The organism is Bordetella genomosp. 11 (genome assembly GCF_002261215.1).
GTDB lineage: Bacteria > Pseudomonadota > Gammaproteobacteria > Burkholderiales > Burkholderiaceae_B > Bordetella_C.
The window spans coordinates 2322916-2346500 of record NZ_NEVS01000004.1 but is presented as its reverse complement, the minus strand read 5'-3'; the positions used below and the strand labels follow the sequence as shown (position 1 = coordinate 2346500).

21 protein-coding genes and 1 pseudogene are annotated in these 23585 nt (G+C 65.3%); 12 read left to right on the top strand and 10 right to left on the bottom strand.

What is annotated here, in order from left to right:
* Positions 1-16 precede the first annotated feature (16 nt).
* The 6 genes and pseudogenes from CAL28_RS30315 to CAL28_RS18125 all read left to right on the top strand — a co-directional run.
* Positions 17-250 (top strand): annotated as a pseudogene (locus CAL28_RS30315) (hypothetical protein); the annotation flags it as partial.
* A 348-nt stretch (positions 251-598) separates the two neighbouring features.
* Entirely contained in the window at positions 599-1753 is a 1155-nt protein-coding gene (locus CAL28_RS18145) for a branched-chain amino acid ABC transporter substrate-binding protein (RefSeq protein WP_094842669.1), read from the top strand.
* A 103-nt stretch (positions 1754-1856) separates the two neighbouring features.
* A complete protein-coding gene (locus tag CAL28_RS18140; protein WP_094842668.1) occupies positions 1857-2786 on the top strand; it encodes a branched-chain amino acid ABC transporter permease in 930 nt (309 codons plus the stop codon).
* The gene (locus CAL28_RS18135) at positions 2783-3874 is read left to right on the top strand and encodes an ABC transporter permease subunit (protein WP_254926162.1); all 1092 of its coding nucleotides are present in this window, start codon (positions 2783-2785) and stop codon (positions 3872-3874) included. Before CAL28_RS18140 ends, CAL28_RS18135 begins: the two co-directional genes overlap by 4 nt.
* Positions 3871-4656, top strand: coding sequence for an ABC transporter ATP-binding protein (locus CAL28_RS18130; protein ID WP_094842667.1), 786 nt, complete (start codon positions 3871-3873; stop codon positions 4654-4656). Before CAL28_RS18135 ends, CAL28_RS18130 begins: the two co-directional genes overlap by 4 nt.
* Positions 4653-5384, top strand: coding sequence for an ABC transporter ATP-binding protein (locus CAL28_RS18125; RefSeq protein WP_094842666.1), 732 nt, complete (start codon positions 4653-4655; stop codon positions 5382-5384). The genes CAL28_RS18130 and CAL28_RS18125 overlap by 4 nt, the downstream gene beginning before the upstream one ends.
* A 56-nt stretch (positions 5385-5440) precedes the next feature.
* On the opposite strand, the gene CAL28_RS18120 is transcribed toward CAL28_RS18125, so the two are convergent.
* Together CAL28_RS18120 and CAL28_RS18115 are read right to left on the bottom strand one after the other, a co-directional pair.
* On the bottom strand, positions 5441-6733 hold the full coding sequence (locus CAL28_RS18120; protein WP_094842665.1) for an Nramp family divalent metal transporter: 1293 nt from the start codon (positions 6731-6733) through the stop codon (positions 5441-5443).
* A gap of 236 nt (positions 6734-6969) precedes the next feature.
* Complete coding sequence (locus CAL28_RS18115; protein WP_094842664.1) at positions 6970-7395, bottom strand: OsmC family protein; 426 nt, start codon at positions 7393-7395, stop codon at positions 6970-6972.
* A gap of 161 nt (positions 7396-7556) precedes the next feature.
* On the opposite strand from CAL28_RS18115, the gene CAL28_RS18110 reads away from it, so the two are divergent.
* Positions 7557-8669, top strand: a complete 1113-nt coding sequence (locus CAL28_RS18110; RefSeq protein WP_094842663.1) for an NADH:flavin oxidoreductase/NADH oxidase — start codon at positions 7557-7559, stop codon at positions 8667-8669.
* Between the two features lie 70 nt (positions 8670-8739).
* On the opposite strand, the gene dut is transcribed toward CAL28_RS18110, so the two are convergent.
* The 3 genes from dut to CAL28_RS18095 are packed head-to-tail and all read right to left on the bottom strand — an operon-like array spanning position 8740 to position 10431.
* Positions 8740-9189 (bottom strand): dUTP diphosphatase, encoded by a 450-nt coding sequence (gene dut, locus CAL28_RS18105; protein WP_094842662.1) that lies wholly within the window; start codon positions 9187-9189, stop codon positions 8740-8742.
* A 52-nt stretch (positions 9190-9241) separates the two neighbouring features.
* A complete protein-coding gene (locus CAL28_RS18100; RefSeq protein ID WP_094842661.1) occupies positions 9242-9781 on the bottom strand; it encodes a hypothetical protein in 540 nt (179 codons plus the stop codon).
* Positions 9782-9789: 8 nt separating this feature from the next.
* Complete coding sequence (locus tag CAL28_RS18095; RefSeq protein ID WP_094844704.1) at positions 9790-10431, bottom strand: DedA family protein; 642 nt, start codon at positions 10429-10431, stop codon at positions 9790-9792.
* A 97-nt stretch (positions 10432-10528) separates the two neighbouring features.
* Between CAL28_RS18095 and CAL28_RS18090 the strand changes: the two genes are divergently transcribed.
* Positions 10529-11584 carry a metal-dependent hydrolase gene (locus CAL28_RS18090; RefSeq protein ID WP_094844703.1) on the top strand — a complete coding sequence of 352 codons (1056 nt, stop codon included), beginning with the start codon at positions 10529-10531 and terminating at the stop codon, positions 11582-11584.
* A 7-nt stretch (positions 11585-11591) separates the two neighbouring features.
* Here the strand turns inward: CAL28_RS18090 and coaBC are convergent, their stop codons facing one another.
* Genes coaBC through CAL28_RS18070 form a run of 4 tightly spaced genes read right to left on the bottom strand, consistent with a single transcriptional unit; the run spans position 11592 to position 17200 of the window.
* Positions 11592-12788, bottom strand: a complete 1197-nt coding sequence (coaBC, locus tag CAL28_RS18085; RefSeq protein ID WP_094842660.1) for a bifunctional phosphopantothenoylcysteine decarboxylase/phosphopantothenate--cysteine ligase CoaBC — start codon at positions 12786-12788, stop codon at positions 11592-11594.
* A 42-nt stretch (positions 12789-12830) separates the two neighbouring features.
* The gene (lspA, locus tag CAL28_RS18080) at positions 12831-13385 is read right to left on the bottom strand and encodes a signal peptidase II (protein WP_094842659.1); all 555 of its coding nucleotides are present in this window, start codon (positions 13383-13385) and stop codon (positions 12831-12833) included.
* A complete protein-coding gene (gene ileS, locus CAL28_RS18075) occupies positions 13378-16242 on the bottom strand; it encodes an isoleucine--tRNA ligase (RefSeq protein WP_094842658.1) in 2865 nt (954 codons plus the stop codon). The genes lspA and ileS overlap by 8 nt, the downstream gene beginning before the upstream one ends.
* The gene (locus tag CAL28_RS18070) at positions 16232-17200 is read right to left on the bottom strand and encodes a bifunctional riboflavin kinase/FAD synthetase (protein WP_094842657.1); all 969 of its coding nucleotides are present in this window, start codon (positions 17198-17200) and stop codon (positions 16232-16234) included. Before CAL28_RS18070 ends, ileS begins: the two co-directional genes overlap by 11 nt.
* 121 nt (positions 17201-17321) lie before the next feature.
* On the opposite strand from CAL28_RS18070, the gene purN reads away from it, so the two are divergent.
* Together purN and CAL28_RS18060 are read left to right on the top strand one after the other, a co-directional pair.
* Positions 17322-17936, top strand: coding sequence for a phosphoribosylglycinamide formyltransferase (gene purN, locus CAL28_RS18065; RefSeq protein WP_440588440.1), 615 nt, complete (start codon positions 17322-17324; stop codon positions 17934-17936).
* Positions 17937-18099: 163 nt separating this feature from the next.
* Complete coding sequence (locus CAL28_RS18060) at positions 18100-19461, top strand: RsmB/NOP family class I SAM-dependent RNA methyltransferase (protein ID WP_440588439.1); 1362 nt, start codon at positions 18100-18102, stop codon at positions 19459-19461.
* Here the strand turns inward: CAL28_RS18060 and CAL28_RS18055 are convergent.
* Positions 19433-19756, bottom strand: coding sequence for a hypothetical protein (locus CAL28_RS18055; RefSeq protein ID WP_141218211.1), 324 nt, complete (start codon positions 19754-19756; stop codon positions 19433-19435). The genes CAL28_RS18060 and CAL28_RS18055 overlap by 29 nt on opposite strands.
* A 338-nt stretch (positions 19757-20094) precedes the next feature.
* Here CAL28_RS18055 and CAL28_RS18050 point away from each other — a divergent pair, with 338 nt between their 5' ends.
* Together CAL28_RS18050 and CAL28_RS18045 are read left to right on the top strand one after the other, a co-directional pair.
* Positions 20095-21303, top strand: a complete 1209-nt coding sequence (locus CAL28_RS18050) for a DesA family fatty acid desaturase (protein ID WP_094842654.1) — start codon at positions 20095-20097, stop codon at positions 21301-21303.
* Positions 21300-23585 (top strand): UvrD-helicase domain-containing protein, encoded by a 2286-nt coding sequence (locus CAL28_RS18045; protein ID WP_094842653.1) that lies wholly within the window; start codon positions 21300-21302, stop codon positions 23583-23585. The genes CAL28_RS18050 and CAL28_RS18045 overlap by 4 nt, the downstream gene beginning before the upstream one ends.

Sequence of the window (23585 nt, the reverse complement as noted above, 5' to 3'; positions counted from 1 at the left end):
CACGCGCGACGAGGATGTGGAATCGGCCGATTTCCAGGCTGTCCTGTTCGAGGGCGACAGCGATGCGCTGCGGTTGCTGAGCGGACGCGTGGCCGCCCGCCCGGGACCGATCGTATCGGTGCAGGGGCTGTCGGTCGATGCATTGGCACAAGGGCAATCCTATGTGCTCGACCGTCTGGTGGCGGAACGCTCCATCAGCGTCAACACGGCGGCGGCTGGCGGCAATGCGAGCCTGATGACCATAGGCTAAGGCACTTTCCACGCCAGAGGCGTGCAAGCGTTGAAAAAGCGAAAACCCCGGTGTGCTTCAGTAGTCAGATACCGAAGCGCGCCGGGGATGACATGACATATCCTTCTGCCTGCCGTAGGGTCCGGGATGCCCGGCTTTATGGTGGGGAGGGTAATCGCCAATACCTGTCGCCCTTGGCGGCATCGAAAATTCCGTTGCCATGGCGCCGTTGGCGCCAAAGGCGCGCCTATCCGGCGCATGCATAAATTCACAATAGCACCGGTCCGCGTCACCCGCGGACTGTGCGGCAAGGACGGACGGGACCACCCTCCCGCAGATCTTACTTGGCTATCCTACAAGGAGGAATAGATGCGCTTCACGACAACGATACGATCGCTCGCCATGGCCGTCACCGCCGGCTTTTGCGTGGCAGGCGCCGCGCATGCGGCCGATACGGAAATCAAACTAGGCTATGCCGGTCCGCTGACCGGACCCCAGGCGCACTATGGCGAGGACATGCAGAAAGGCCTGATCCTGGCCATCGACGAAGCCAATAAGAAGGGAATCAAGCTGGACGGCAAAGCGGTCAAGTTCGTGCTGGTTTCCCGGGATGACCAGGCCGACCCTCGTACCGCGGTAACGGTGGCCCAGCAATTGGTCGATGACGATGTCAGCGGCATTCTGGGACATTTCAATTCCGGCACCACCATTCCCGCCTCGCGCGTCTATCACGATGCCGGCCTGGTGCAGATCGCCATGGGTACCGCGCCCGAATACACCAAGCAGGGTTATGACAACACCTTCCGGATGATGACCAGCGATACCCAGCAGGGCGCCGCGGTGGGAAGGTTCATGGTCGAGACCCTGCACAGCAAGAAGATCGCCATCATCGACGACCGCACTTCCTACGGCCAGGGCCTGGCCGACCAGGTCGAGAAAGCCGTGAAAGCGGCGGGTGGCCAGGTCGTCCGGCGCGAGTACACGACCGACAAGGCAAACGACTTCACGTCCATCCTGACCAATATCAAGGGGGCTGCTCCCGAAGCGATATTCTTCGGCGGCCTGGATGCGCAGTCCGGCCCGATGAAGCGTCAACTCGCGGCGCTGGGGCTGACGATGCCTTTCGTTTCCGGCGAAATGACGCGCAGCGACACCTTCCTGAAGCTTGCCGGAGACGCAGCCGAAGGCACGTATGCCTCGCTGGCCGGCGTGCCGCTGGACAAAATGGCCGCGGGCAAGGAGTTCGCCGCGGCCTACAAGGCGCGTTTCAAGGAAGAGCCGGGTGTCTATGCGCCGTACGCCTATGACGGTGCGTGGAACATGATTACGGCCATGGAAGAGGCCGGCTCCGCAGACTCGGCCAAGTATCTGCCTATGCTGCGCAAGCTGCATCGCAAGGGCGCGACCAGCGAAAGCATCGCCTACGACGCCAACGGCGACCTCAAGGAAGTGTCCGTAACCATCTACCAGGTCAAGAACGGCAAGTGGGAGATGGTCGAGACCATGGTGAGCCAGGCGCAATAAAGGCGCCGCGGCACGGCGCGACGCCGTGCCGCAACCCCATCTCCGGGGTTCATCGGTGCGCGGCATCGGCTGTCCGCGCGATTCACGTTTCACCTGGCATTCCATGGATATTTTCATTCAGCAACTTATCAACGGCCTGACCCAGGGCAGCATGTATGCCCTGGTCGCGCTGGGCTATACCATGGTGTATGGCATCGTCGGCCTGATCAACTTCGCGCATGGCGATGTGGTCATGGTGGGCGCCATGGTGGCGACCACGCTGGCGTTGACCCTCGTCGGCGCGGACCCGTCGGTTTCGCCATGGCTTGTCTTCGGGGTGGGCCTGCTTTGCGCCGCGCCCGTCTGCATGGCGCTGGGCTGGCTGGCGGAACGCGTCGCCTACCGTCCCTTGCGGCGAGCTCCCCGGCTGGCGGCGCTGATCACCGCCATCGGCGTTTCCATCATCCTGCAAAACCTCGCCATGATGATCTGGGGACGTGACTACGAACACTTCCCGCAGATCGTCAAGCTCCAGATGTTCTCGTTGGGCGGCGCAAAGATCAGTTCGCTGCAGATTGCCATCATCCTCATCGCCGCGCTGGTCATGGCCGCGCTGCTACTGTTGGTGCACAAGACCCGCCTGGGCACGGCCATGCGGGCGACCGCGCAGAACCGCGAGGTCGCGGGGCTGATGGGCGTGAATATCAATACGGTGATCTCCGCCGCCTTCCTGATCGGCTCGGCGCTGGCCGCCGTGGCCGGCATGATGGTGACTACCTATTACGGCGTGGCGCACTACACGATGGGCTTCATGCTGGGCCTGAAGGCCTTTACCGCCGCGGTGCTGGGCGGCATCGGCAATCTTGCCGGCGCCATGTTCGGCGGCATATTGCTGGGGGTGATCGAAGCCTTGGCAGCAGGGTACATCGGCGATCTGACCGGCGGTTTCATGGGCAGCAACTATCAGGATGTGTTCGCATTCCTCGTGTTGGTGCTTGTCCTGATCTTCCGTCCTTCCGGATTGCTCGGCGAACGTGTGGGGGATCGCGCATGATGACAAGTTTTGCTTCGCGCGGCCGCATTTCACCCGCCGCGTGGCTGGGTATAGGGCTCGTGGCGGCCGCATTGGCTGTCCTGCCTTTCATGTTGGGCATGGCTGGCCAAAGCTGGGTCCGCATCCTCAACTTCGCCCTGTTGTATGTGATGCTCTCCCTGGGCCTGAACATCGTGGTGGGCTTCGCCGGCCTGCTGGATCTGGGGTATATCGCTTTCTACGCCGTTGGCGCCTACACCTGGGCGTTGCTGGCGTCGCCGCATTTCAACCTGCACCTGCCGTTCTGGGCCATCCTGCCGATCAGCGTCGCGCTGGCCTGCCTGTTCGGCATCCTGCTGGGGGCGCCCACCCTGAAGCTGCGCGGCGATTACCTGGCCATCGTCACATTGGGCTTCGGCGAGATCATCCGGGTCTTCCTGAACAACCTGAACGCTCCCATCAATATCACCAACGGGCCGCAAGGGGTCAACCGCGTGGACCCTTTCCGCGTGGCGGACTTTGCCTTCAACCGCACCGAAACGCTGTTCGGGATACGCGTGACGGGGCCGGAGAAGTATTACTACCTCCTGCTCTTGTTGACCTTGCTGATCATGTTCGTGTGCCTGCGATTGCAGAATTCACGCATCGGGCGGGCGTGGGAAGCCATACGGGAAGACGAGGTCGCGGCCAAGGCCATGGGGATCAATACACGCAACATCAAGTTGCTGGCCTTCGCGATGGGCGCCTCGTTCGGCGGCGTGGCCGGTTCGTTGTTCGCGTCCATGCAGGGCTTCGTCAGTCCGGAAAGCTTCAGCCTTACCGAATCGATCTCCGTCCTGTGCATGGTGGTGCTGGGTGGAATGGGCCATATTCCGGGCGTGATCCTCGGGTCCATCGTCCTGGCGGTTTTTCCGGAATTCCTGCGCGCGGTTATCGTTCCGGCCCAGAAGGCCATTTTCGGCGCCGTCGTCGTCGATCCGGAAGCCATCCGCATGTTGTTGTTCGGCTTTGCCATGGTGTGTGTCATGCTGTTCCGGCCCGCCGGCTTGTGGCCCTCGTCGGTACGCAAGCGTGAGCTGAGCCGATCGTCCGAAGGAGGTCAGGCATGACTGCAACCTTGCTTGAAGCACGCGGGCTGGGCAAACGATTCGGTGGCCTGCAGGCGCTATCGGACGTCAGCTTCGATATCCAGAGCGGCGAAATCTATGGCTTGATCGGCCCGAACGGGGCGGGCAAGACCACATTGTTCAACGTGCTGACGGGGCTGTACGTACCGGAAGCGGGGCAATGCGTGTTCGCCGGCGAAAACCTGGTGGGCGCGAAACCGCATGAAATCGCTACGCTGGGCATGGCGCGCACGTTCCAGAACATCCGTCTGTTCGCGAATCTGACGGCGTTGGAAAACGTCATGATCGGCCGGCATGTACGCACGCGGGCGGGGCTGATCGGCGCGGTGCTGCGCAACCGCCGAACCCGCGCGGAAGAGGCCGCCATCGAAGCGCGCGCGCATGCTTTGCTGGAGTACACCGGTATCGCGGCGCGTGCCAACGACATCGCCAAGTCCCTGTCTTACGGAGATCAGCGGCGGCTGGAGATCGCCCGGGCGCTGGCGACCGAACCGCGCCTGCTGGCACTGGATGAACCGGCGGCCGGCATGAACGCCTCCGAAACCGTGGTCCTGCGCCGGCTGATCGAGAAAATCCGTTCCGATGGCGTTACCGTGCTTTTGATTGAACACGATATGAAACTGGTAATGGGTTTGTGCGATCGCGTACTCGTACTGGAATACGGCAAAGTCCTGGCCATGGGCAAGCCGGCCGATGTGCAGCGCGATCCCAAGGTAATCGAAGCGTATCTGGGTGCCGGCGCGGCACAGGAGGCGGCGGCATGAGCCAAACGCCTTTGCTCGAATTGCGTGACCTGCAGGTCGCCTATGGGGGGATTCGCGCGGTGCGTGGTGTCGACCTGGTGGTGAACCGCGGCGAACTGGTGTGCCTGATCGGCGCCAATGGCGCGGGCAAGAGTTCGACACTGCGCGCTATCTGCGGCCTCATCCCGGTCGCGGGTGGACAAGTCCTTTACCAGGGGGCGTCCATCCAGGGACGGCGGCCCCACGAATTGGTCCGTGAAGGACTCGTCATGGTCCCCGAAGGACGCGGCATCTTCGGCCAATTGACCATCGAGGAAAACCTGGCGATGGGCGCCTATGTGCGGCGCGACGGGGCCGGAATCCGCGCCGATATGGAAAGCGTCTTCGAGCAGTTCCCGCGCCTGGCGGAACGCCGCAAGCAGGCGGCGGGCACGCTGTCCGGCGGCGAGCAGCAGATGGTCGCCCTGGGGCGTGCCATGATCGCCCGTCCCACCTTGTTGCTGCTCGACGAACCGTCGATGGGACTCGCGCCGCTCATGGTGGAGAAGGTGTTCGAAGTGATATCGGGCATCGCCGCCGACGGCGTGACGATCCTGCTGATCGAGCAGAATGCGCGGCTCGCACTGGAATACAGCAAGCGTGGCTACGTGATGGAGTCGGGCGAACTGATTTTGTCCGGCGCTTCCAGGACCTTGCTGACAGACCCGAAGGTCCGGGCGGCGTATCTGGGCGAACTCGAAACCGCCTGATGCGTTGCACGATCACGGCCAGGCCTTTGCCTTCGGCGGTGGCCTGGCCGTGATCCTTAACCGGGCATTGCCTGGACGAGCAAAAGATAGCCGTCGAGCAGGATGATCGCCGTTGTGGCCGCGATCGCCAACGCGCGCCAGACCCCCCGCAACACGAAAGACCCCATCACCTCCCGCCGCACGGCCAGCATGACGAGCGGCACCAGGGCGAAGGGCAGTGCCAGGCTCAATATCACCTGGCTCAGCACCAGCAACTGATCGGGATCCTGTCCTCCGGTATAGGCCAGCATGCCCATGGCCGCGACACCGGCAACCGCCCGCGTCACCAAAGCGCGCCGGCGATCGGACCATCCTCCCGTGCTGAATCCTTTCGACAGCACCTTGCCAGCCAGTACGCCGGTGATGGTCGAGCTTTGCCCGGCCGCATACAGGGCCACGGCGAACACGATAGCCGCGCCGACGCCCAGGGTCTTGCCAATCGCGGCATGGGCCTGGTCCAGGCTGCTGACCGCTACTCCCGTTCCCGAGAGCGACGCGGCGGCGACGATCATGATGGCGGCATTGACCAGGGTCGCGATGCCCAGCGAGAACACCGTATCGCTACGGGCCACGCGCATCGCCATGCCTCGCATCGCGACGGGCAGGCCGTGCGCGCGCTGGGCCAGTTCGCCCGAATGCAGGTAGAGATTGTGCGGCATGAGCGTCGCGCCAATGATGCCCAGGGCAATCATGAACCCTTCAGGGGAACGCAGCGCGCGGGTGGGCTGCGCGGCGCCGCTGGCGACTTCGGTCCACGCCGGGTTCGCCTGGAAAAGCAGGTACACGAACGACACCGAAACGATCGCGAGCAGCAGGCCGATAATTCGCTCATGGCGCTCGGCATTGTTGCGCGCGAACAGAAGAACGGCATACGTGCCGGCACCCGTCATGGCGACGCCGGCCATCAACGGGATGCCGAAAAGCAGGCGCAGCGCAATCGCACCGCCGATCAGTTCCGCCAGGGCAGTGGCCAGGATGGCCGCTTCGCCTGCCAGCCATGCGGTCCTGGCCAAGGGGCGCGGAAGATGGCGCACCGTCAGCGTCGCCAGGTCCTGGCCCGTCGCCAGCGCCAACCTCGAGACCAGCACCTGGAATCCCAGCGCCAGGAAAGCAGCCAGGAAAACCACCATCAGAAGATGGTAGCCAAAGCGGCTGCCGCCGGCGATGTCGGTGGCCCAGTTGCCCGGATCGATGTATCCCACCGCGACGAGCAATCCCGAGCCGATCAGCCGGCGCAGGCCGGCGGGCATCTTGCCGCCGTCCTGGAGGGCAGCCTTGCCCCCCGAAATCGCGTAAATCAACTCGCTCATGGCGTCTTCCTTATGAGAATGGTTCTTATTGTCGGGGCGGATGAGCAATTGGTCAAATAAATTAAACTTAGGGTGGAATTAGGGTGGGCCTATTGAGGACGTTGCCTGAACGGGGACCGTGGCCGCCCCGGACGCAGGAGGTGTGCCCACGGGGCGCCGGCCTCATTCAGAAGGGGTGGGAAGGCGGCGAGGAGTTCGCTGCCGGGCACGTTGGCGGCGCCCGGCGTTACGGCGCGTCAGGAAGCCAGGCGCGCGTCCATGGTGATGGTGGCGTTCAGCACTTTGGAGACCGGGCAGCCGGCCTTGGCTTTATTCGCGGCTTCTTCGAAGGCATGAGGATCCGCCCCCGGTATCTTGGCCACGACGGTCAGATGCACCGCGGTAATGGCAAATCCGCCGTCGGCCTTGTCCAGCGTGACAACCGCTTCCGTCTGGATGCTATCGGCCGTCATGCCCGCCTCGCCAAGGATGTTCGAGAGTGCCATGGAGAAGCAGCCGGCGTGCGCTGCCCCAAGAAGCTCTTCCGGATTCGTACCCTTGGTATCGCCGAAACGTGTGTTGAAGCCATAGGGTGCGCTGGATAGCGCGCCACTGTCGGTAGAAATCGTCCCCGTGCCGGACTTGAGATCGCCTTTCCATACTGCCGATGCCTTTCGCTTCATGCTCGTACTCCTTGACGGGTGAGTGTCGGAAACGGGTCATGCGGAGCCGCATGACTTCTTGATCATAGACCCACCCGGCTGCCCGGACTCGAAGTAGGGTATTCAGGAAAATACGCCTATCCCTGCGGTATAACGGCAAGGTTTCCTGGCTCGGAGTTCGCATGGCATCGCTATTCTCTTCCATTTCGCTGGGGCGGATGTCGCTCCCCAACCGTATCGTCATCGCCCCTATGTGCGAATACTCTGCCGAAGACGGCAAGGCGACGGATTGGCACATGATTCATCTCGGGCATCTCGCGCTGTCGGGCGCGGGCCTGCTGTTTACCGAGGCTACCGCCGTCGAGCCGGGTGGCCGGATTACTCCCGCCGACCTCGGGTTATGGGATGACGCGACCGAGGCCTCCATCGCCAAGGTCATGCACGCGATCCGCCGCTATTCGACCATTCACATGGGAATGCAGCTGGCACACGCGGGCCGCAAGGCCTCCAGCCATACGCCGTGGGAAGGCGGGGACCAGATTCCCTCGGCCCAAGGGGGATGGATATGCGACGCGCCTTCCGCCGTCCCGTACAAGGACGGCGAGGAGCCGCCCCATGCGCTGGATGCCGCGGGATTGGAACGCGTCCGCGCCGCCTTTGTGCAAGCCGCCCGCCGTGCGGACCGTCTGGGTTTCGATACCGTCCAGGTGCATGCCGCGCATGGCTACCTGCTGCACCAGTTTCTGTCGCCGCTTGCCAATCGCCGCACCGATGAATATGGCGGCAGCCTGGAAAACCGCATGCGATTTCCGCTGGAAGTGTTCGATGCCGTCCGCGCGGCATTCGGCGCGGACAAGCCCGTCGGCATACGCGTGTCGGCGACCGACTGGGTGGATGGCGGGTGGGACCTGGAGCAAACCGTGGCCTTCGCCCACGCCTTGAAGGCGCGGGGATGCGACTATATCGATGTGTCCTCGGGCGGTATGTCGCCCGCGCAGAAGATCGCGCTGGGGCCGGGATACCAGGTGCCTTTCGCCGAACGCGTCAAGCACGAGACCGGCTTGCCGACAATGGCGGTCGGGTTGATCACGGAGCCCGAGCAGGCCAACGAGATCGTTGCCCAAGGCAAGGCGGACATGGTGTCGCTGGCGCGGGGCATGCTCTATAACCCGCGTTGGCCCTGGCATGCCGCGGCGCAGCTGGGCGAGCATGTACAGGCACCCAAGCAGTATTGGCGTTCGCAGCCCCGCGAGTTGAAAACGCTGTTCGTCGACGCCAGCTTCGGTCAACGATAGGCACGCGGGGGGCGGCTGGGCCGCTTTCCCGCAAAAGCCCCTGGCGGCCGCTGGCGCAGCAAAGCGCCAGCTAGCCGCGGCCCGTGCTGCCGAAGCCGCCGGCGCCGCGCTCCGACGCGTCGAAGTCCGTCACGACTTCGAAGGCCACCTGGGCCACGGGCACGATGACCATCTGCGCCAGGCGGTCCATGGGGTGCAACGTGAAGTCGGCACTGCCACGGTTCCACGTCGACACCATCAATTGCCCCTGGTAGTCGGAGTCGATCAGCCCGACCAGATTGCCCAGTACGATTCCGTGTTTGTGGCCCAGGCCCGAACGCGGCAGGATCATGGCGGCATATCCGGGATCGCCGATGTGGATGGCCAGCCCCGTGGGCACGAGCGCCGTCTCGCCCGGGGCAAGGGTCAGCGCGGTTTCCAGGCAGGCACGCAAGTCCAGGCCGGCGGCGCCGGGCGTGGCGTAGGCGGGCAGGAATTCGCGCATGCGTTCGTCGAGGATTTTCAGGGCTACGGATTTCATCGTTTCGGGATGGTAAGGCTGGAGCGTCCGCCGAACGCGGACGGCAAGGGATTCAGCGGGCCGGTTTACCGGGCTCGTGTTTGGCGATGGTGGTCAACGGAGGCAGGCGGGCGGGCGGCTGGCCGGCCCGTGTCCGCTGGCTGCGGGCAGCCCGCCAGAGCATGCCGGCGAAAATCAATAGAAAGGCGACGGGCACCAGGTCCTGTGGATCGAATTCCGGCTGGCGCAGCGCCTGGAACAGCATGCGAAGCGCTTGCCACGCGATGGCGAGGCCCACGATGGTGACTGCCAGAGCGCCACGGCGCTTGCCGGCGCGCGCGGCCAAAGTGTCCTGTGCGGGTGGCGCGGTGTCGCGTGACGGTGCGGAAGCGGGCGTGGCCGACGCGGCCCCGCGGCCCCACGCCGCGGCAGGCCGGCGGGCGGCAGGCGGCGCATCGCGAACCACTTCGCCGGGCGAGGGCGGTGGCAGCGGTGACGGCCCCGCGTGGCCCGCCTTGCCGAGGACCTGGCCCGGCGCGGCCTGGCCGCGGTTCACCAGTTTCTCGATATAGCGGACGTAATCGCCGTCCTTGGGCTCGCCATCGATCGCCATGCGAGCTCCTACCGGCGCGTCCGGCGCGCGGCGGAAGGGATACGCCGCTTGCGCAGCATCACGCACAACAGCCATACGCCAAGCAGGATCGAGATACCCGTGCCGATCAGCATGCCGATGTGGCTGGCGCCCGAGATGTCGTCCATGTTCCGCATGGTCAGGTAGCCGGGTGCAAGCATGGCCGGCATCCATAGGGCGGCCGACAAAACATTGGCCGCCTGGAAGCGGGCGTGGCTCATTCCCATCACCCCGGCAACCGTGGGGATCGTGCTGCGGATGGGGCCCATGAACCGCCCGGCCAGCACCGAAGCGAAGCCGTACCGCGAAAAGAACAGCCGCGCGCGCGCGACGGCGGGGCGATGATTGCTGAGCGGCCAGCGGCGCAGCACGCGCGGGCCGACGCCACGCCCCAGCCAATACGACAAGGCATCGCCCACGACAGCACCCGCGATGCCCCAAAGCAGGATGGTGCTGCCGTCCAGCGATCCGCTGCCGACCAGCCCGCCGGTGATCAGCATCAGCGCTGTGGCGGGCACGAACAGCCCGACGATCACAAGCGATTCCGCCATGGTCAGCAGGGCCGTGATGGGGCCAGCCCAATCCTGGTTGGCCTCGATAAAGCTTCGTACCTGGTCGACGAAATGGTCCATGTCGCGCCCCGCCATTCGGATGCGGTATCTTACCTTGTCGGCTGGGCGCCGCGCGGGGCGGCGCCGCGCACCGCTGGCAATGGAATACACGCAAAACATGGATTCGCTTACGCACGTTGCTATGGGGGGAGCCATTCAGGCGGCCCTGCTGGGTCGTTTTCAGGGACGCAAGGCCCTGCTGTACGGTGCCGTGCTCGCCACGCTGCCGGATCTGGATGTATTTGTGCCGTATCCCGATCCGGTTTCGCTGATGACCTATCACCGGGGTTTTTCCCATTCCCTCTTCGTCCTGACCGGCCTGGCCGCCTTGCTGGCCTGGCTGGTGCGCCGGCGCTGGCCGTCGGCACCGTATTCCGCGAGCCGCCTATTCCTAACCTTGTGGCTGGTGCTGATCACGCACCCGTTGCTGGATGCGATGACGACCTATGGAACCCAGCTGTTCTGGCCGTTGCCGGTGCAGCCTGCCAGCCTATCCAGCATCTTCATCATCGATCCGGTCTTCACGCTGCCTTTGCTGGCTGCATTCCTGGCCAACCTCGTCTGGGGCGAACGCATCAGCCGCCTGCGCGGCGGGGCGCTGGGGTTCGCGGCGGCCTACCTGGCCTGGACGCTGGTCGCGAAAACCCTGGTCGAGCAGCACGTGCGTACCGCATTGGCCGCGCGCGGCGAGCGCGCGTCGGCGATGTTTTCCGCGCCCATGCCCTTGAATAGCCTGCTTTGGCGGGTTGTCGCGCGCGGGCCCGACGACACGTACTACGAAACCGTGGCCAGCGTGTTCGATCGCGACGAACCGGAGCAATTGCGCCAGCCGCTGAACCGGGGATTGCTGCGGGGCCTGCCGCCCGATCAACTGCTGGCGCGTCTGGAGTGGTTCACGGGGGGCTGGCTGCGCTACGACGCGATCGGCGGCGACCTCGTGGTCACCGACCTGCGCATGGGCATGCCTGGGTATTACACCTTTCGATTCGTCATGGCGAGGGGCTCACCCTTGGCAGGTTGGCGGACCGTCCTGCCCAGCCGGTGGCCGAGCGATCGCGGCGGGTGGGCTGAACTGCGGCAGATATTGAATCGCATCGTCGCGCCGCAGCCGCCCCTGCCATTGGGAGCCTGGGCCAGCCGCACCACCCAGGCTGCTTCCGCGCAGGCGGACTAAGAGCAGGTCAGCCGGGCAGTCGCGCCGCGATTTCGGCGACAAGGCGCCGGGCCGCATCCAGCTTGGCGGCCGGCGGCAGCGGATGCATGCCGCTTTCATCGAAAAGCACGAGCTCGGTGTCGTCGAGGTCCATGACACGATGCGCCAGATTGCCGACCAGTAACGGGACACCCTTGCGCCGGCGCTTGGCTTCCGCGTGCGCGGCCAGGTCTTCGGTTTCCGCCGCGAAGCCCACGCACCATGGGCCGTCCGGCATTGCCGCTACCTCGGCCAGGATGTCGGGGTTGGGTTCGAACTCGAGCACCGGCGCGCCGCCCCCGGATTCGTCCTTCTTCATTTTCTGTGCGCTGGCGTTTTTCACGCGCCAGTCGGCGACGGCGGCAACGGCGATGAATATATCGGCTTGCCGCGCCTGCGCCATCACCGCGGCATGCATTTGCCGCGCCGTCTGCACGGGTTGGATATCCACCCCGCGCGGGGCGGGCAGGGATGTCGGACCGCTGACCAGCGTGACGCGGGCTCCCGCCTCTCGGGCGGCCCGCGCGATCGCATACCCGGTCTTGCCCGACGAACGGTTGCTGATGACGCGCACGGGGTCGATGGGTTCGACCGTCGGGCCGGCGGTCAACAGCACATGCTTGCCCGCAAGCGTCTTGGGCTGGAAGAAGGCGATGACGTCGGCCAGGATCTCATGCGGTTCCAGCATGCGGCCGTCGCCGATCTCTCCGCAGGCCTGGTCGCCTGCCGCCGGGCCCAGGATTTCGACGCCGTCCTCGCGCAATTGCGCGGCGTTGCGCTGTGTGGCGCGGTTGGCCCACATCTCGCGGTTCATGGCCGGCACGATCAGCAGGGGGCAGGTGCGTGCCAGGCACAGGGTGGACAACAGGTCGTCGGCCATGCCGTGCGCCAGCTTGGCGATGAAGTCGGCGCTGCAGGGGGCGATCAGCACGGCGTCGGCGCCCCGCGTCAGGTCGATATGCGCCATATTGTTATCGACGCGGGCATCCCATTCGCTGACATAGACGGGCCGCCCTGACAGCGCCTGCATGGTGACCGGCGTGATGAAGTGCGTCGCGGCGTCGGTCATGACGACGTCGATGACCGCCCCCTGTTCGGTAAGCCGGCGCACGAGCTCGGCGACTTTGTAGGCGGCGATGCCACCCGACATGCCTAGGACGATACGTTTGCGGGCGAGATCGAGCATGGAAGAATCGCGGATCGGGAAGACGTGCCCATTATGCGCCGATCATGGCCTGTTGACAGGGCCCGGATCGGGTTTGCGCATCCGCAGCAGTTCGTCCAGCACCAGCAGGATGGCGCCGCAGGTAATCGCGACGTCGGCCACATTGAACGCCGGGTAGTACCAGTCCTTCCAGTAGAAAAGCAGGAAATCGACCACGTGGCCGTAGACGACCCGATCGATCACGTTGCCCAGCGCCCCTCCCATGATCATCGCCAGGGCCAGCGAGAATCGGGGATGCGCGCGGCGTCCCTGGCGCCCGAGGATCACCGTGATGACGATGGCGGCGACGACGCCCAGCGCGGTGAAGAACCAGCGTTGCCAACCCGCTTCCGTGGCCAGGAAACTGAAGGCCGCGCCACGGTTGTACACCAGCGTGAAATCGAATATGGGCAGTACATTGACACGTTGGCCATAGGTGTAGCTGCCGTTGAAGTACAGCTTGGCCGCCTGGTCCAGAACGATCACGACCAGGGCCACCAAAAGCCAGAACGCCAGTCCGCGGCCGCGCGGCGCGGGCGCCGCGCCGGCGGCGGATAACCGATCGCCTGCCTCAAGCATGCTCGCGCGCCTCGCCAGTGCCGAACAGGTTGCTGACACAACGACCGCAGATTTCCGGATGGTCCGGGTCCACACCCACGTCGGCCCGCCAATGCCAGCAGCGTTCGCATTTCTTGTGCGAAGAGGGCGCGATCGCGATCTGCCGCTCGCCACCGGTGCCGGCATGTACCGTCGCCCGGGAAACGATCAGGACGAAGCGCAGGTCGTCGCCCAGACTGCGTAGCGCATCGAGGTCATCGCCGGATGCGGTGATGTCGATCTCGGCCTGCAGCGACGAACCGATGCCGCCGGCGCTGCGCACTTCCTCGAGCTTGCGCATCACCTCCGCGCGGATGGCCCGCAGGCGACTCCATTTGGCGGGCAGCGGGTCCCCCTCGGCCAGGGGCGGCAGGGCCTGGAAGACTTCCGCGAACACCGTGGCGCGCGCGACGTCGGCCTGATGCTTGAGCGCGGTGCCGGTCAATTCCTTCCATGCCTCTTCGGCGGTGAAGGACAGCACGGGAGCCATCAGCTTGACCAGCGTCTGCGTGATGTCGAGCAGCGTGCTTTGCGCGGATCGGCGCGCCACGCTGGCGGCGCCGGTCGTGTACAGGCGATCCTTCAGGATATCCAGGTAGAACGCGCCCAGGTCTTCGGAGCAGAAGGTCTGCAGGCGCGACATCGCGGGATGGAAGTCGTATTTTTCGTAGTGGCCCAGCACTTCCTGCTGCATTTGCGCGGTCATGGCGAGCGCATAGCGGTCGATCTCGAGGCGCTGCGCATAGGGCACCGTCATCGATACCGCGTCGAAGTCGGCCAGGTTGGCCAGCAGGAATCGCAAGGTATTGCGGATGCGGCGGTAGCTTTCGACCACCCGCTTGAGGATCTCGTCGGAGATGGACAATTCCCCGGAGTAGTCCGTGGACGCCACCCAAAGGCGCAGGATCTCCGCGCCGAGGGAGTCCGAGACCTTCTGCGGCGCGATGACGTTGCCCACCGATTTGCTCATTTTCCGGCCCTGGCCGTCGACGACGAAGCCGTGCGTGAGCAACGCGTTGTAGGGAGGGCGGCCGTAAAGCATGCAGCCCGTCAGCAGAGAGGAGTGGAACCAGCCGCGATGCTGGTCCGAGCCCTCGAGGTAGAGGTCGGCCGGCCAGGCCAGTTCTTCGCCATGCGAACCCGATTGCGTCGCGTCCTTGCCGCCCAGTACCGTGAAGTGCGTGGTGCCGGAGTCGAACCACACATCGAGCGTGTCGCGGCTTTTCTCGTACATGTCGGCTTCGTCGCCCAGCAATTCGCGCGGATCCAGCGACTGCCAGGTTTCGATGCCGCCCTGTTCGACGCGCTGCGCAATCTGCTCCAGCAGTTCGACGGTGCGGGGATGCAGCGTACCGGTTTCCTTGTGCACGAAGAACGCCATGGGCACGCCCCATTGGCGCTGGCGCGACAAGGTCCAGTCGGGACGGTTGGCGATCATGGCGTGCAGGCGCGCGCGGCCCCAGGCGGGATAGAAACGCGTCGCCTCGATACCGGCCAGCGCGGCTTCGCGCAGGGTGGGGCCGCCCTCGCGCGGCGTGATATCCATGCCGGCGAACCATTGATTGGTGGCGCGATAGATGATCGGTGTCTTGTGCCGCCAGCAGTGCATGTAGCTGTGCTTATGCTTTTCGCTGTGCAGCAGCGTACCGGCCTCGCGCAGGGTTTCGACGATCTTGGGGTTGGCGTCCCAGATGCTCAGGCCGCCGAATAGCGGCAGCGTGGAGGCGTACCGACCGTCGCCCATCACGGGACTGAGCATGTCCGCATCGGCCAGGCCGTGCGTCTTGCACGACACGAAATCCTCGATGCCGTAGGCGGGCGCCGAATGCACCACGCCCGTGCCGGTATCCAGGGTGACATAGTCGCCCAGGTAAACGGGTGACAGGCGGTTGTAGCCGGCATCGACCCGTGCAAGCGGGTGATGGAACGTCAGCCCGGCCAGCGCTTCGCCGCGCGTGGTGGCCACGATTTCACCTTGCAACCCCCAGTGCTCCAGACAGGTTTGCACGCGTTCAGTCGCCAGCAGCAGCAGCGGACCGGTGGGCAGGGCGGGGGATACCCGCACCAGCGCGTACTCGATTTCGGGATGCAGGTTCAGCGCCTGGTTGGAAGGAATCGTCCAGGGCGTGGTCGTCCAGATGACAATGGCGCCGTCGTCCACGGACGCCAACCCGAATGCGCGCGCCAGCCCTGCCTTGTCGGCGAAGGGGAAGGCTACGTCGACCGCCGGGTCCACCCGGTCGGCGTATTCGACTTCCGCCTCGGCCAGCGCCGAGCCGCAATCGAAGCACCAGTTCACCGGCTTCAGACCGCGGAACACATAGCCCTTATCCATGATGCGCGCCAAGGCGCGGATTTCGTTGGCCTCGTTGCGAAAGGCCATCGTCATGTAGGGCCGGTCCCACTGGCCCAGTACGCCCAGGCGCTTGAAGTCCTTCTTCTGCCGTTCGATCTGCTCGTGCGCATAGGCGCGCGCCTTGGATTGCATCTCCGCGACGGGAAGGTTCTTGCCGTACTTTTTCTCGATCTGGATTTCGATCGGCATGCCGTGGCAGTCCCAGCCCGGCACGTAATGCGCGTCGTAGCCGGCCATGTTCCGGCTCTTCAGGATGATGTCCTTCAGGATCTTGTTGACCGCGTGGCCGATGTGGATGTCGCCGTTGGCGTAGGGCGGCCCGTCATGCAGGACGAAGCGCGGCCGCCCTTTGCTGGCGGCACGGATGGCCTGGTAAACGTGGTTTTCCTCCCATTCGGCAATCCATGCGGGCTCGCGCTTCGCAAGGTCGCCCCGCATCGGAAAGGAGGTGTCGGGCAGGTTGAGCGTCTTTTTATAGTCCATGAACGGCAAAGTAGGCGCGCGCGTTTCGCGCGTCTTCGGCGATGGCGGCTGTCAGGGAAGGGAGATCCGGGAACTTTTCTTCGTCCCGCAGCTGTTGCAGGAATTCGATCCGCACGAGTTTACCGTATGCATCCAGGGCGGCGGCGTCCAGTACGTGGGCTTCCAGCAGCACCTGCCCGCCGTCCTCCACGGTGGGGCGCACGCCCAGGCTGGCAACGGCGGGCAGGGGCGTATCGCCCAGCCCGTGCACCCGTACCACGTAGATGCCCGAGCGGGCCGCGCAGCGCGGCGTCACCCGTACGTTGAGGGTGGGGAATCCAAGGGTGCGGCCCAGCTTGCGGCCATGCACGACGTGGCCGCTGAGGTGATAGGGGTGGCCCAGCAGATCCTGCGCGCGCGCCAGGTCGCCCACGGCCAGGGCGGTGCGGACCTCAGAGCTGGAAATGCGGTGCCCATGCGCATCGGTGACATCGGCCAGCGTTTCCACGTCGAAACCGTGGGTCCTGCCGGCGTCGCGCAGCAGCTCGATGTCCCCGCTGCGCTTGTGGCCAAAGCGGAAGTCCGGGCCGACGAGGATCCAGCGGGCGCCGAGGCCGCGCACCAGCAACCGATCGATGAAGGTCTCGGGCGACATTTCCGCCAGGCGGGCGTTGAATCGCTCGACGACCACCTGTTCGATGCCGAATCGCGCCAGGGCGTCCAGCTTGTCCCGCAGGCCGGTGATCCGCGTCGGCGCGAGTTCCGGGCGTTGATTCAACACGGCGAAATATTCGCGCGGATGCGGTTCGAAAGTCATGACGGCCGGCGTCAGGCCGCGTTCACGGGCCGCGGCGCGCACGCGCGCCAGCATGGCCTGGTGTCCCCGATGCACCCCGTCGAAGTTGCCGATCGTCAGGGCGCAGGGGCGGCGGGCGCCGGGCGGGGGAAGGGAGCGGAAGATGTGCAGCGCGGGTTTCACGAACGAGAGTTTACAATTTTGCCCGCGCTTGCTCTTTATTTCCTCTGGAACATACACCTTGGCAGCTTTATCTTCGGGTCGTCGGCGGCTCGTTATTCTGATTTCCGGCCGCGGCAGCAATATGCAGGCCCTGGTCCAGGCCTGCCGCCGCGAGAACTGGCCGGCCGATATTTCCGCGGTCATCGCCAGCCGGCCCGATGCGGCTGGCCTGCAATGGGCCCGCGAAGCCGGCATCCCGGCTGCATCCGTGTATCACCGCGATTTCCCCGGGCGCGAGGCGTTCGACGCCGCCCTGGCCGAGGAGATCGACCGCCATCGGCCCGATTACGTGATCCTGGCGGGATTCATGCGCGTGCTCACGCCCGGCTTCGTCAGCCGCTATGCGGGCCGCCTGGTCAATATCCATCCGTCCTTGCTGCCGGCGTTTCCCGGCCTGCACACCCATGGCCAGGCATTGGCTACGGGGGTACAGGTGCATGGCTGCACCGTCCATTTCGTCACGCCCCTGCTCGATCATGGGCCCATCATCGCGCAGGCCTGCGTGCCTGTGCTAAGCGGCGATACGCCGGAAAGCCTCGCCGAGCGCGTCCTGGGCATGGAGCACCAAATGTTTCCCGCGGCGGTGCGCTGGCTCGTGGAGGGGCGTGTCAGCCTGACGGCGGACCATCGCGTCCAGGTAGAGGGCGAGCCGTCGCGCCTGTTCATAGGGTCCGCCGGCGATACCGCCGGAACGTAAACCGATCTTTTATCGATGGGCGAACGCCCGTCAGGGAATAGACATGAAGAAACCGCATCGCGCCGGCGCAAGATCCATGGCGCCGCGCGCCGGCGAGGCGGATCGTCCGCGCCCGTCGTTTGCTGCCATCCGGCTGGGCCAGGTGCAGCAGGTTCTGGGCGAGATGCTGCAATGGGCGCATCCCGCGGACGGTGTCCTGACGCATTGGCTGCGCGCGCATCCCGCGCTGGGCGGGCGCGACCGCGCGCAAGTGGCGGAGGCGGCCTACGACGTCCTGCGCAATCTGCGGCGCTATCGGCGCTTCGCCGAAACCGGCGTCGGCGCCGCCGCGCGCCGGCTGGCCATCCAGGGCCTGGCCGCCACCCAGGGGCGGGAAGCCCTGCGCGACGCATTGACGCCCCAGGAAAATGATTGGCTGGACCACATCCTGCGGATCGATCCGGCCACGCTGCCGCGCGCCGTGCGCGCCAGCCTGCCGGACTGGCTCGATGAGCGCCTGGGGGCTTTCGAGAACGCCGACGCCCTGGTCGATGCCCTGAACCGCCCGGCGCCGCTCGATCTGCGCGTCAACCCCTTGAAGGCGGATCGGGACACCGTCCTGCGAGGCCTGAGCAACGGCCCGGCCGCGCGCTACCAGCCGCGCCCCATGCCTTTCTCTCCGTGGGGGATACGCCTGGACGGACATCCGCCTGTCAATCGGTGGCCCCAGTTCGAGGCCGGGGAAATCGAGGTCCAGGACGAGGGCAGCCAGCTTCTCGCCCTGCTGGTCGCGCCACGGCGTGGCGAAATGATCATCGATTTCTGCGCCGGCGCCGGCGGCAAGACTTTGCTGATCGGGGCGCTGATGCGGTCGACGGGCCGGCTGTACGCCTTCGATGTGTCGGCCGCGCGCCTGGCGCGCGCCAAACCCCGTTTCGCGCGCAGCGGCCTTTCCAATGTGGTGCCGGTCGTCATCGACAGCGAAAACGACACCCGGGTCAAACGCCTGGCCGGCAAGGCCCAGCGGGTGTTGGTGGATGCGCCCTGCAGCGGCATCGGCACCTTGCGGCGAAATCCTGACCTGAAATGGCGCCAGCACCCGGAGGCATTGCAGGAACTGGGCGTCCTGCAGACCCGCATCTTGTCCGCGGCGGCCCGCTGTGTCGCGCCGGGCGGGCGGCTGGTCTACGCCACCTGCAGCCTGCTGGTGGAGGAAAACGAGGCCCAGGCCGAGATTTTCCTCGCCACGCACCCCGAGTTCGAACGCCTGGACGCCGCCGCGCTCGTCGGCGCGCGCTGCGAAGGGCTGAACCTGCAAGGCCCTTACATGCAACTGCGGCCGGACGTGCACGGCACCGATGGCTTTTTCGCGGCCGTGTTCGAGCGGCGCAAGGGCGGCGCGGCGGCCGAGCAGGCTGCCGTCACGAGCGAACCTGTCGCCCTGGAGCCGCCCGCCGAAGCGGACGCGGCCGACCGGGCCGAGGCGGACCCGCAACCGCTGGCCGGGCAGGCGCCGGTCAGCGATCCGTCGGCCGGCCAGGCGTGACGGTCGCGCTTCCCTGGACCGCCCGCGTGCCCAGGTCCCGTGCCTGGAAGAAAATTTCCCAGGCGAAAGCGTCCTGTCCCGGCCTGTCGCCGGCGTGGTACAGGACGCGCGTTACCGGCACCTGGACGTGGCGGCACTTCGCCGAGCGGCTTGCTTGGCCTGTGGTCGTATTCACCACCAGCTTGCCCAGCGTCGGGCGCGTCTTGACAATGACCGGCGGGGCGCGCATGGCGCGGCAGCCGGATTCCTGGATTTCGTAGTATTCGGCCAGCACGACGGTTTTCCCGGCTGGCACGGACCACGCCAGGCGCTCGGGCGCATCCGCTGCGCGGACGCCGCCGGGTGGGAGGGCAAGGAAGAGCGCGATGGCTGTGGCGCAAAAGAAACGCCCGCGCGCCCGGGGGGCCGGCCTGGGCAGGTCGCCCCGGCCTCCGGGCGGGGCGTGAAAGGCGCCGGAAGGGTCCGGCGCCGGGCGGGGCGTTGAAAAAGCGGTCAAGATGAGCACAGTAGTGGGGGAAAACAACAATTTTGCCGGAATTTCAAGTGGGTTGCGTCAATGTTGAGTGCTGTCATAACGGCGCAAGGTAGGCTAAACTCCGAAGCTGGCTCTTAGCTGAGGTCTCTACGCCCTATATGGATCACATCCTTTCCTTCGCCGCCGGCGGTTTCTTGCACGCTTCCTGGTGGCAGATCGTCATTTTCACCTTGGTTGCAACGCACGTCACCATCGTCGGCGTCACGGTGTTCCTCCATCGCAGTCAGGCGCACCGCGGTCTGGACCTCCATCCGGCGGTCATGCACTTCTTCCGCTTCTGGCTCTGGATGACCACCGGCATGGTCACCAAGGAATGGGTCGCCATACACCGCAAGCACCACGCGAAATGTGAACGCGACGGCGATCCGCACTCGCCCATGCTGTTCGGCATCTGGAAAGTACTGTTCCGCGGCGCCGAGCTCTATCGCGAAGAAGCCACCAACGCAGAGACCATGGCGAAGTTCGGCCACGGCACCCCGGATGACTGGCTCGAGCGCAATGTCTATGCGCGCCACAGCCTGATGGGCGTGATGATCATGCTCGTCCTGGATATCGCCATGTTCGGCGCCGTCGGCGTGACGGTCTGGGCGGTGCAGATGGCCTGGATCCCGTTCTGGGCGGCGGGCGTCGTCAATGGCATCGGCCACTATTGGGGCTATCGCAACTACGCCAGTCCCGACACCAGCACCAATGTGTTCCCGTGGGGCATCGTCATCGGCGGGGAAGAGCTGCACAACAACCACCACGCCTACGGTACCTCGGCCAAGTTCTCCGCCAAGTGGTACGAGTTCGACATCGGTTGGGGCTATATCCGTATCCTGCAATTCGTCGGCCTGGCCAAGGTGAAGAAAGTCGCGCCCAAGCTCAAGCTGGAATCCAACAAACCGATGGTGGACCTCAGCACCCTGCAGGGCGTGATTACCCACCGCTACGAAGTGATGGCGCGCTACGGCGACATCATCAAGAGCGCTGCCCGCCAGGAACTGGCCAAGCTCAAGACCTCCCGCAACCCGGATGGCGCGGAATGCCGCTGGACGACCCTGCGCCGCGTTCGTCGCTGGCTTCATCGCTCGGAAGACGCCTTGCAGCCGGAGCAGGTCGCCCAGTTGGACCAGGCCATCGCCGGCAGCCAGTCCTTGTCGACGCTGGTACAGATGCGGCGCGAGCTGGGACGCCTGTGGGAAAGCTCCAGCGCGAGCAGCGAACAATTGCTGAGCCATCTGCAGGCCTGGTGCCAACGGGCCCAGCAGAGCGGCATTGAAGGGCTGGAGCAGTTCGCCGACCGACTCCGCCGCTACGCGGCATGATCGACAAGTTAAATCCGGAACAACGCGCCGCAGTCACGCTGGAACCGCAGCACGCCCTGGTCTTGGCCGGGGCGGGCAGCGGCAAGACGCGCGTCCTCACTACCCGCATGGCATGGCTGATCCAGAATGGATTGGCCAGCCCCTATGCGCTGCTCGCGGTCACGTTCACCAACAAGGCCGCGCGCGAAATGCTGGCACGCATTTCGGCCATCCTCCCCATCGATACGCGCGGCTTGTGGATTGGCACTTTCCACGGCCTGTGCAACCGGCTGCTGCGGGCTCACCACCGCGATGCCGGTCTGCCGCAAGCCTTCCAGATCCTCGATACCGCGGATCAATTGGCGGCGATCAAGCGGCTGCTCAAGGCCAACGGCATCGATGACGAGAAGTATCCGCCTCGCGATGTCCAGCGCTTCATCAATGGCGCCAAGGAAGAGGGCGAGCGACCGGGCGACCTCGAAGCCTGGGACAGCCACCGACGGCGCCTGATCGAAATCTATCAGCTGTATGAAGCGCAGTGCCAACGGGAAGGGGTAGTCGACTTTCCCGAATTGCTGTTGCGCGCGTACGAGCTTCTCTCGCGCAATGCGCCGGTACGCGAACATTACCAGCGCCGGTTCAGGCACATCCTGGTCGACGAGTTCCAGGACACGAATACGCTGCAGTACAAATGGCTAAAGCTGCTGGCGGGCGGCGGCGCGTACATTTTCGCGGTCGGAGACGATGACCAGTCCATCTATGCGTTTCGGGGCGCGAATGTCGGCAACATGTCCGACTTCGAACGCGACTACGCGAAGGGCACGGTCATCAGGCTGGAGCAGAACTACCGTTCCTACGGCCATATCCTGGATTCCGCCAACGCGCTGATCGACCATAACAGCGGCCGGCTGGGCAAGAATCTGTGGACCGAACAGGGCGAAGGCGAGCCGGTACGGGTCATCGAGCAACCGTCCGATGGCATGGAAGCGCAGTGGGTCGTCGACGAAATCCGCTCCCTCGTCAACGAGGGGCGGGCGCGCCGCGAGATCGCCGTGCTCTACCGCAGCAACGCGCAATCGCGCGTGCTGGAGCATGCCCTGTTTTCGGCCGGCATACCGTATAAGGTCTATGGCGGCCTGCGCTTTTTCGAACGCCAGGAAATCAAGCACGCCCTTGCGTACTTGCGGCTGATCTCCAATCCGCATGACGATACGTCGTGGATGCGCGTCGTCAACTTCCCCGCGCGGGGCATAGGCGCACGCACCCTGGAACAACTTGCCGACGCGGCTCGGGCCCATGACACCAGCCTCTACGGCGCCGTGGCCCGCGTCGCGGGAAAGGGCGGATCCAATCTGGCGCAGTTCGCGACATTGATCGGCCGCATGGCCGATGACACCCGTGAACTGCCCCTGCCTGAGATGGTCGAACATGTGCTCGAGGCCAGCGGGCTGATCGAACATTACCGTGGCGAAAAGGAAGGCACCGAGCGCATCGAGAACTTGAACGAACTCGTCACGGCCGCTGCGGTGTTTTCGACCGAGGAAAATTTCGACGGCCTGCCCGCGGGCGTGCCCGCCCAGCGCGATGCGATAGCGGATCCGGCGCTCGAGGCGAACATCAACCCCGTCCCGGACAACCTGACGCCGCTGGCCGCCTTCCTGTCCCATGCGGCATTGGAAGCTGGCGATAACCAGGCGCAGGCGGGGCAGGACGCCGTGCAGATGATGACGGTTCACGCCGCCAAAGGGCTGGAGTTCGACGCGGTCTTCATCACCGGCCTGGAAGAAGGCTTGTTCCCGCATGAAAACAGCGTGCTGGAACAGGCGGGCCTGGAAGAAGAGCGGCGCCTGATGTATGTCGCGATCACGCGTGCGCGCGAACGCCTGTACCTGAGCCTGGCCCAAAGCCGCATGCTGCATGGGCAGACGCGCTACGCCATGCGTTCACGTTTCCTGGCAGAGATCCCGGAACAGCATCTGAAGTGGCTGACGCCGCGCGCAGGCGCTGCGGACGACCATTTTGGCGGGGGATCGGCATGGAGTGCGGCGCCCCGGGATGCATTCGGGCGCAAACCCGTAAGCGCCATCGCACCGCGCCAGCCCCGTGGGGTGACTTCGGGTGTGACGGTCGGCGACCGGCATTACCGCATTGGCCAGGGGGTCCGGCATGCGCGTTTCGGCGATGGCACCATCATCGGCCTGAGCGGCACCGGCCAGGATGCGCAGGCCCAGATCCAGTTCCGGGATGTCGGCGCCAAAACTCTGGCGTTGGGTATCGCCAAGCTGGACGTCATCGCGGGCTGA

What these genes read in the sequence shown, in the direction of transcription:
- CAL28_RS18145 (WP_094842669.1), top strand. Translation starts at nt 599, where the DNA reads ATGCGCTTCACGACAACGATACGATCGCTCGCCATGGCCGTCACCGCC.
- CAL28_RS18140 (WP_094842668.1), top strand. Translation starts at nt 1,857, where the DNA reads ATGGATATTTTCATTCAGCAACTTATCAACGGCCTGACCCAGGGCAGC.
- CAL28_RS18135 (WP_254926162.1), top strand. Translation starts at nt 2,783, where the DNA reads ATGATGACAAGTTTTGCTTCGCGCGGCCGCATTTCACCCGCCGCGTGG.
- CAL28_RS18130 (WP_094842667.1), top strand. Translation starts at nt 3,871, where the DNA reads ATGACTGCAACCTTGCTTGAAGCACGCGGGCTGGGCAAACGATTCGGT.
- CAL28_RS18125 (WP_094842666.1), top strand. Translation starts at nt 4,653, where the DNA reads ATGAGCCAAACGCCTTTGCTCGAATTGCGTGACCTGCAGGTCGCCTAT.
- CAL28_RS18120 (WP_094842665.1), bottom strand. Translation starts at nt 6,733, where the DNA reads ATGAGCGAGTTGATTTACGCGATTTCGGGGGGCAAGGCTGCCCTCCAG.
- CAL28_RS18115 (WP_094842664.1), bottom strand. Translation starts at nt 7,395, where the DNA reads ATGAAGCGAAAGGCATCGGCAGTATGGAAAGGCGATCTCAAGTCCGGC.
- CAL28_RS18110 (WP_094842663.1), top strand. Translation starts at nt 7,557, where the DNA reads ATGGCATCGCTATTCTCTTCCATTTCGCTGGGGCGGATGTCGCTCCCC.
- dut (WP_094842662.1), bottom strand. Translation starts at nt 9,189, where the DNA reads ATGAAATCCGTAGCCCTGAAAATCCTCGACGAACGCATGCGCGAATTC.
- CAL28_RS18100 (WP_094842661.1), bottom strand. Translation starts at nt 9,781, where the DNA reads ATGGCGATCGATGGCGAGCCCAAGGACGGCGATTACGTCCGCTATATC.
- CAL28_RS18095 (WP_094844704.1), bottom strand. Translation starts at nt 10,431, where the DNA reads ATGGACCATTTCGTCGACCAGGTACGAAGCTTTATCGAGGCCAACCAG.
- CAL28_RS18090 (WP_094844703.1), top strand. Translation starts at nt 10,529, where the DNA reads ATGGATTCGCTTACGCACGTTGCTATGGGGGGAGCCATTCAGGCGGCC.
- coaBC (WP_094842660.1), bottom strand. Translation starts at nt 12,788, where the DNA reads ATGCTCGATCTCGCCCGCAAACGTATCGTCCTAGGCATGTCGGGTGGC.
- lspA (WP_094842659.1), bottom strand. Translation starts at nt 13,385, where the DNA reads ATGCTTGAGGCAGGCGATCGGTTATCCGCCGCCGGCGCGGCGCCCGCG.
- ileS (WP_094842658.1), bottom strand. Translation starts at nt 16,242, where the DNA reads ATGGACTATAAAAAGACGCTCAACCTGCCCGACACCTCCTTTCCGATG.
- purN (WP_440588440.1), top strand. Translation starts at nt 17,322, where the DNA reads ATGCAGGCCCTGGTCCAGGCCTGCCGCCGCGAGAACTGGCCGGCCGAT.
- CAL28_RS18060 (WP_440588439.1), top strand. Translation starts at nt 18,100, where the DNA reads ATGCTGCAATGGGCGCATCCCGCGGACGGTGTCCTGACGCATTGGCTG.
- CAL28_RS18050 (WP_094842654.1), top strand. Translation starts at nt 20,095, where the DNA reads ATGGATCACATCCTTTCCTTCGCCGCCGGCGGTTTCTTGCACGCTTCC.
- CAL28_RS18045 (WP_094842653.1), top strand. Translation starts at nt 21,300, where the DNA reads ATGATCGACAAGTTAAATCCGGAACAACGCGCCGCAGTCACGCTGGAA.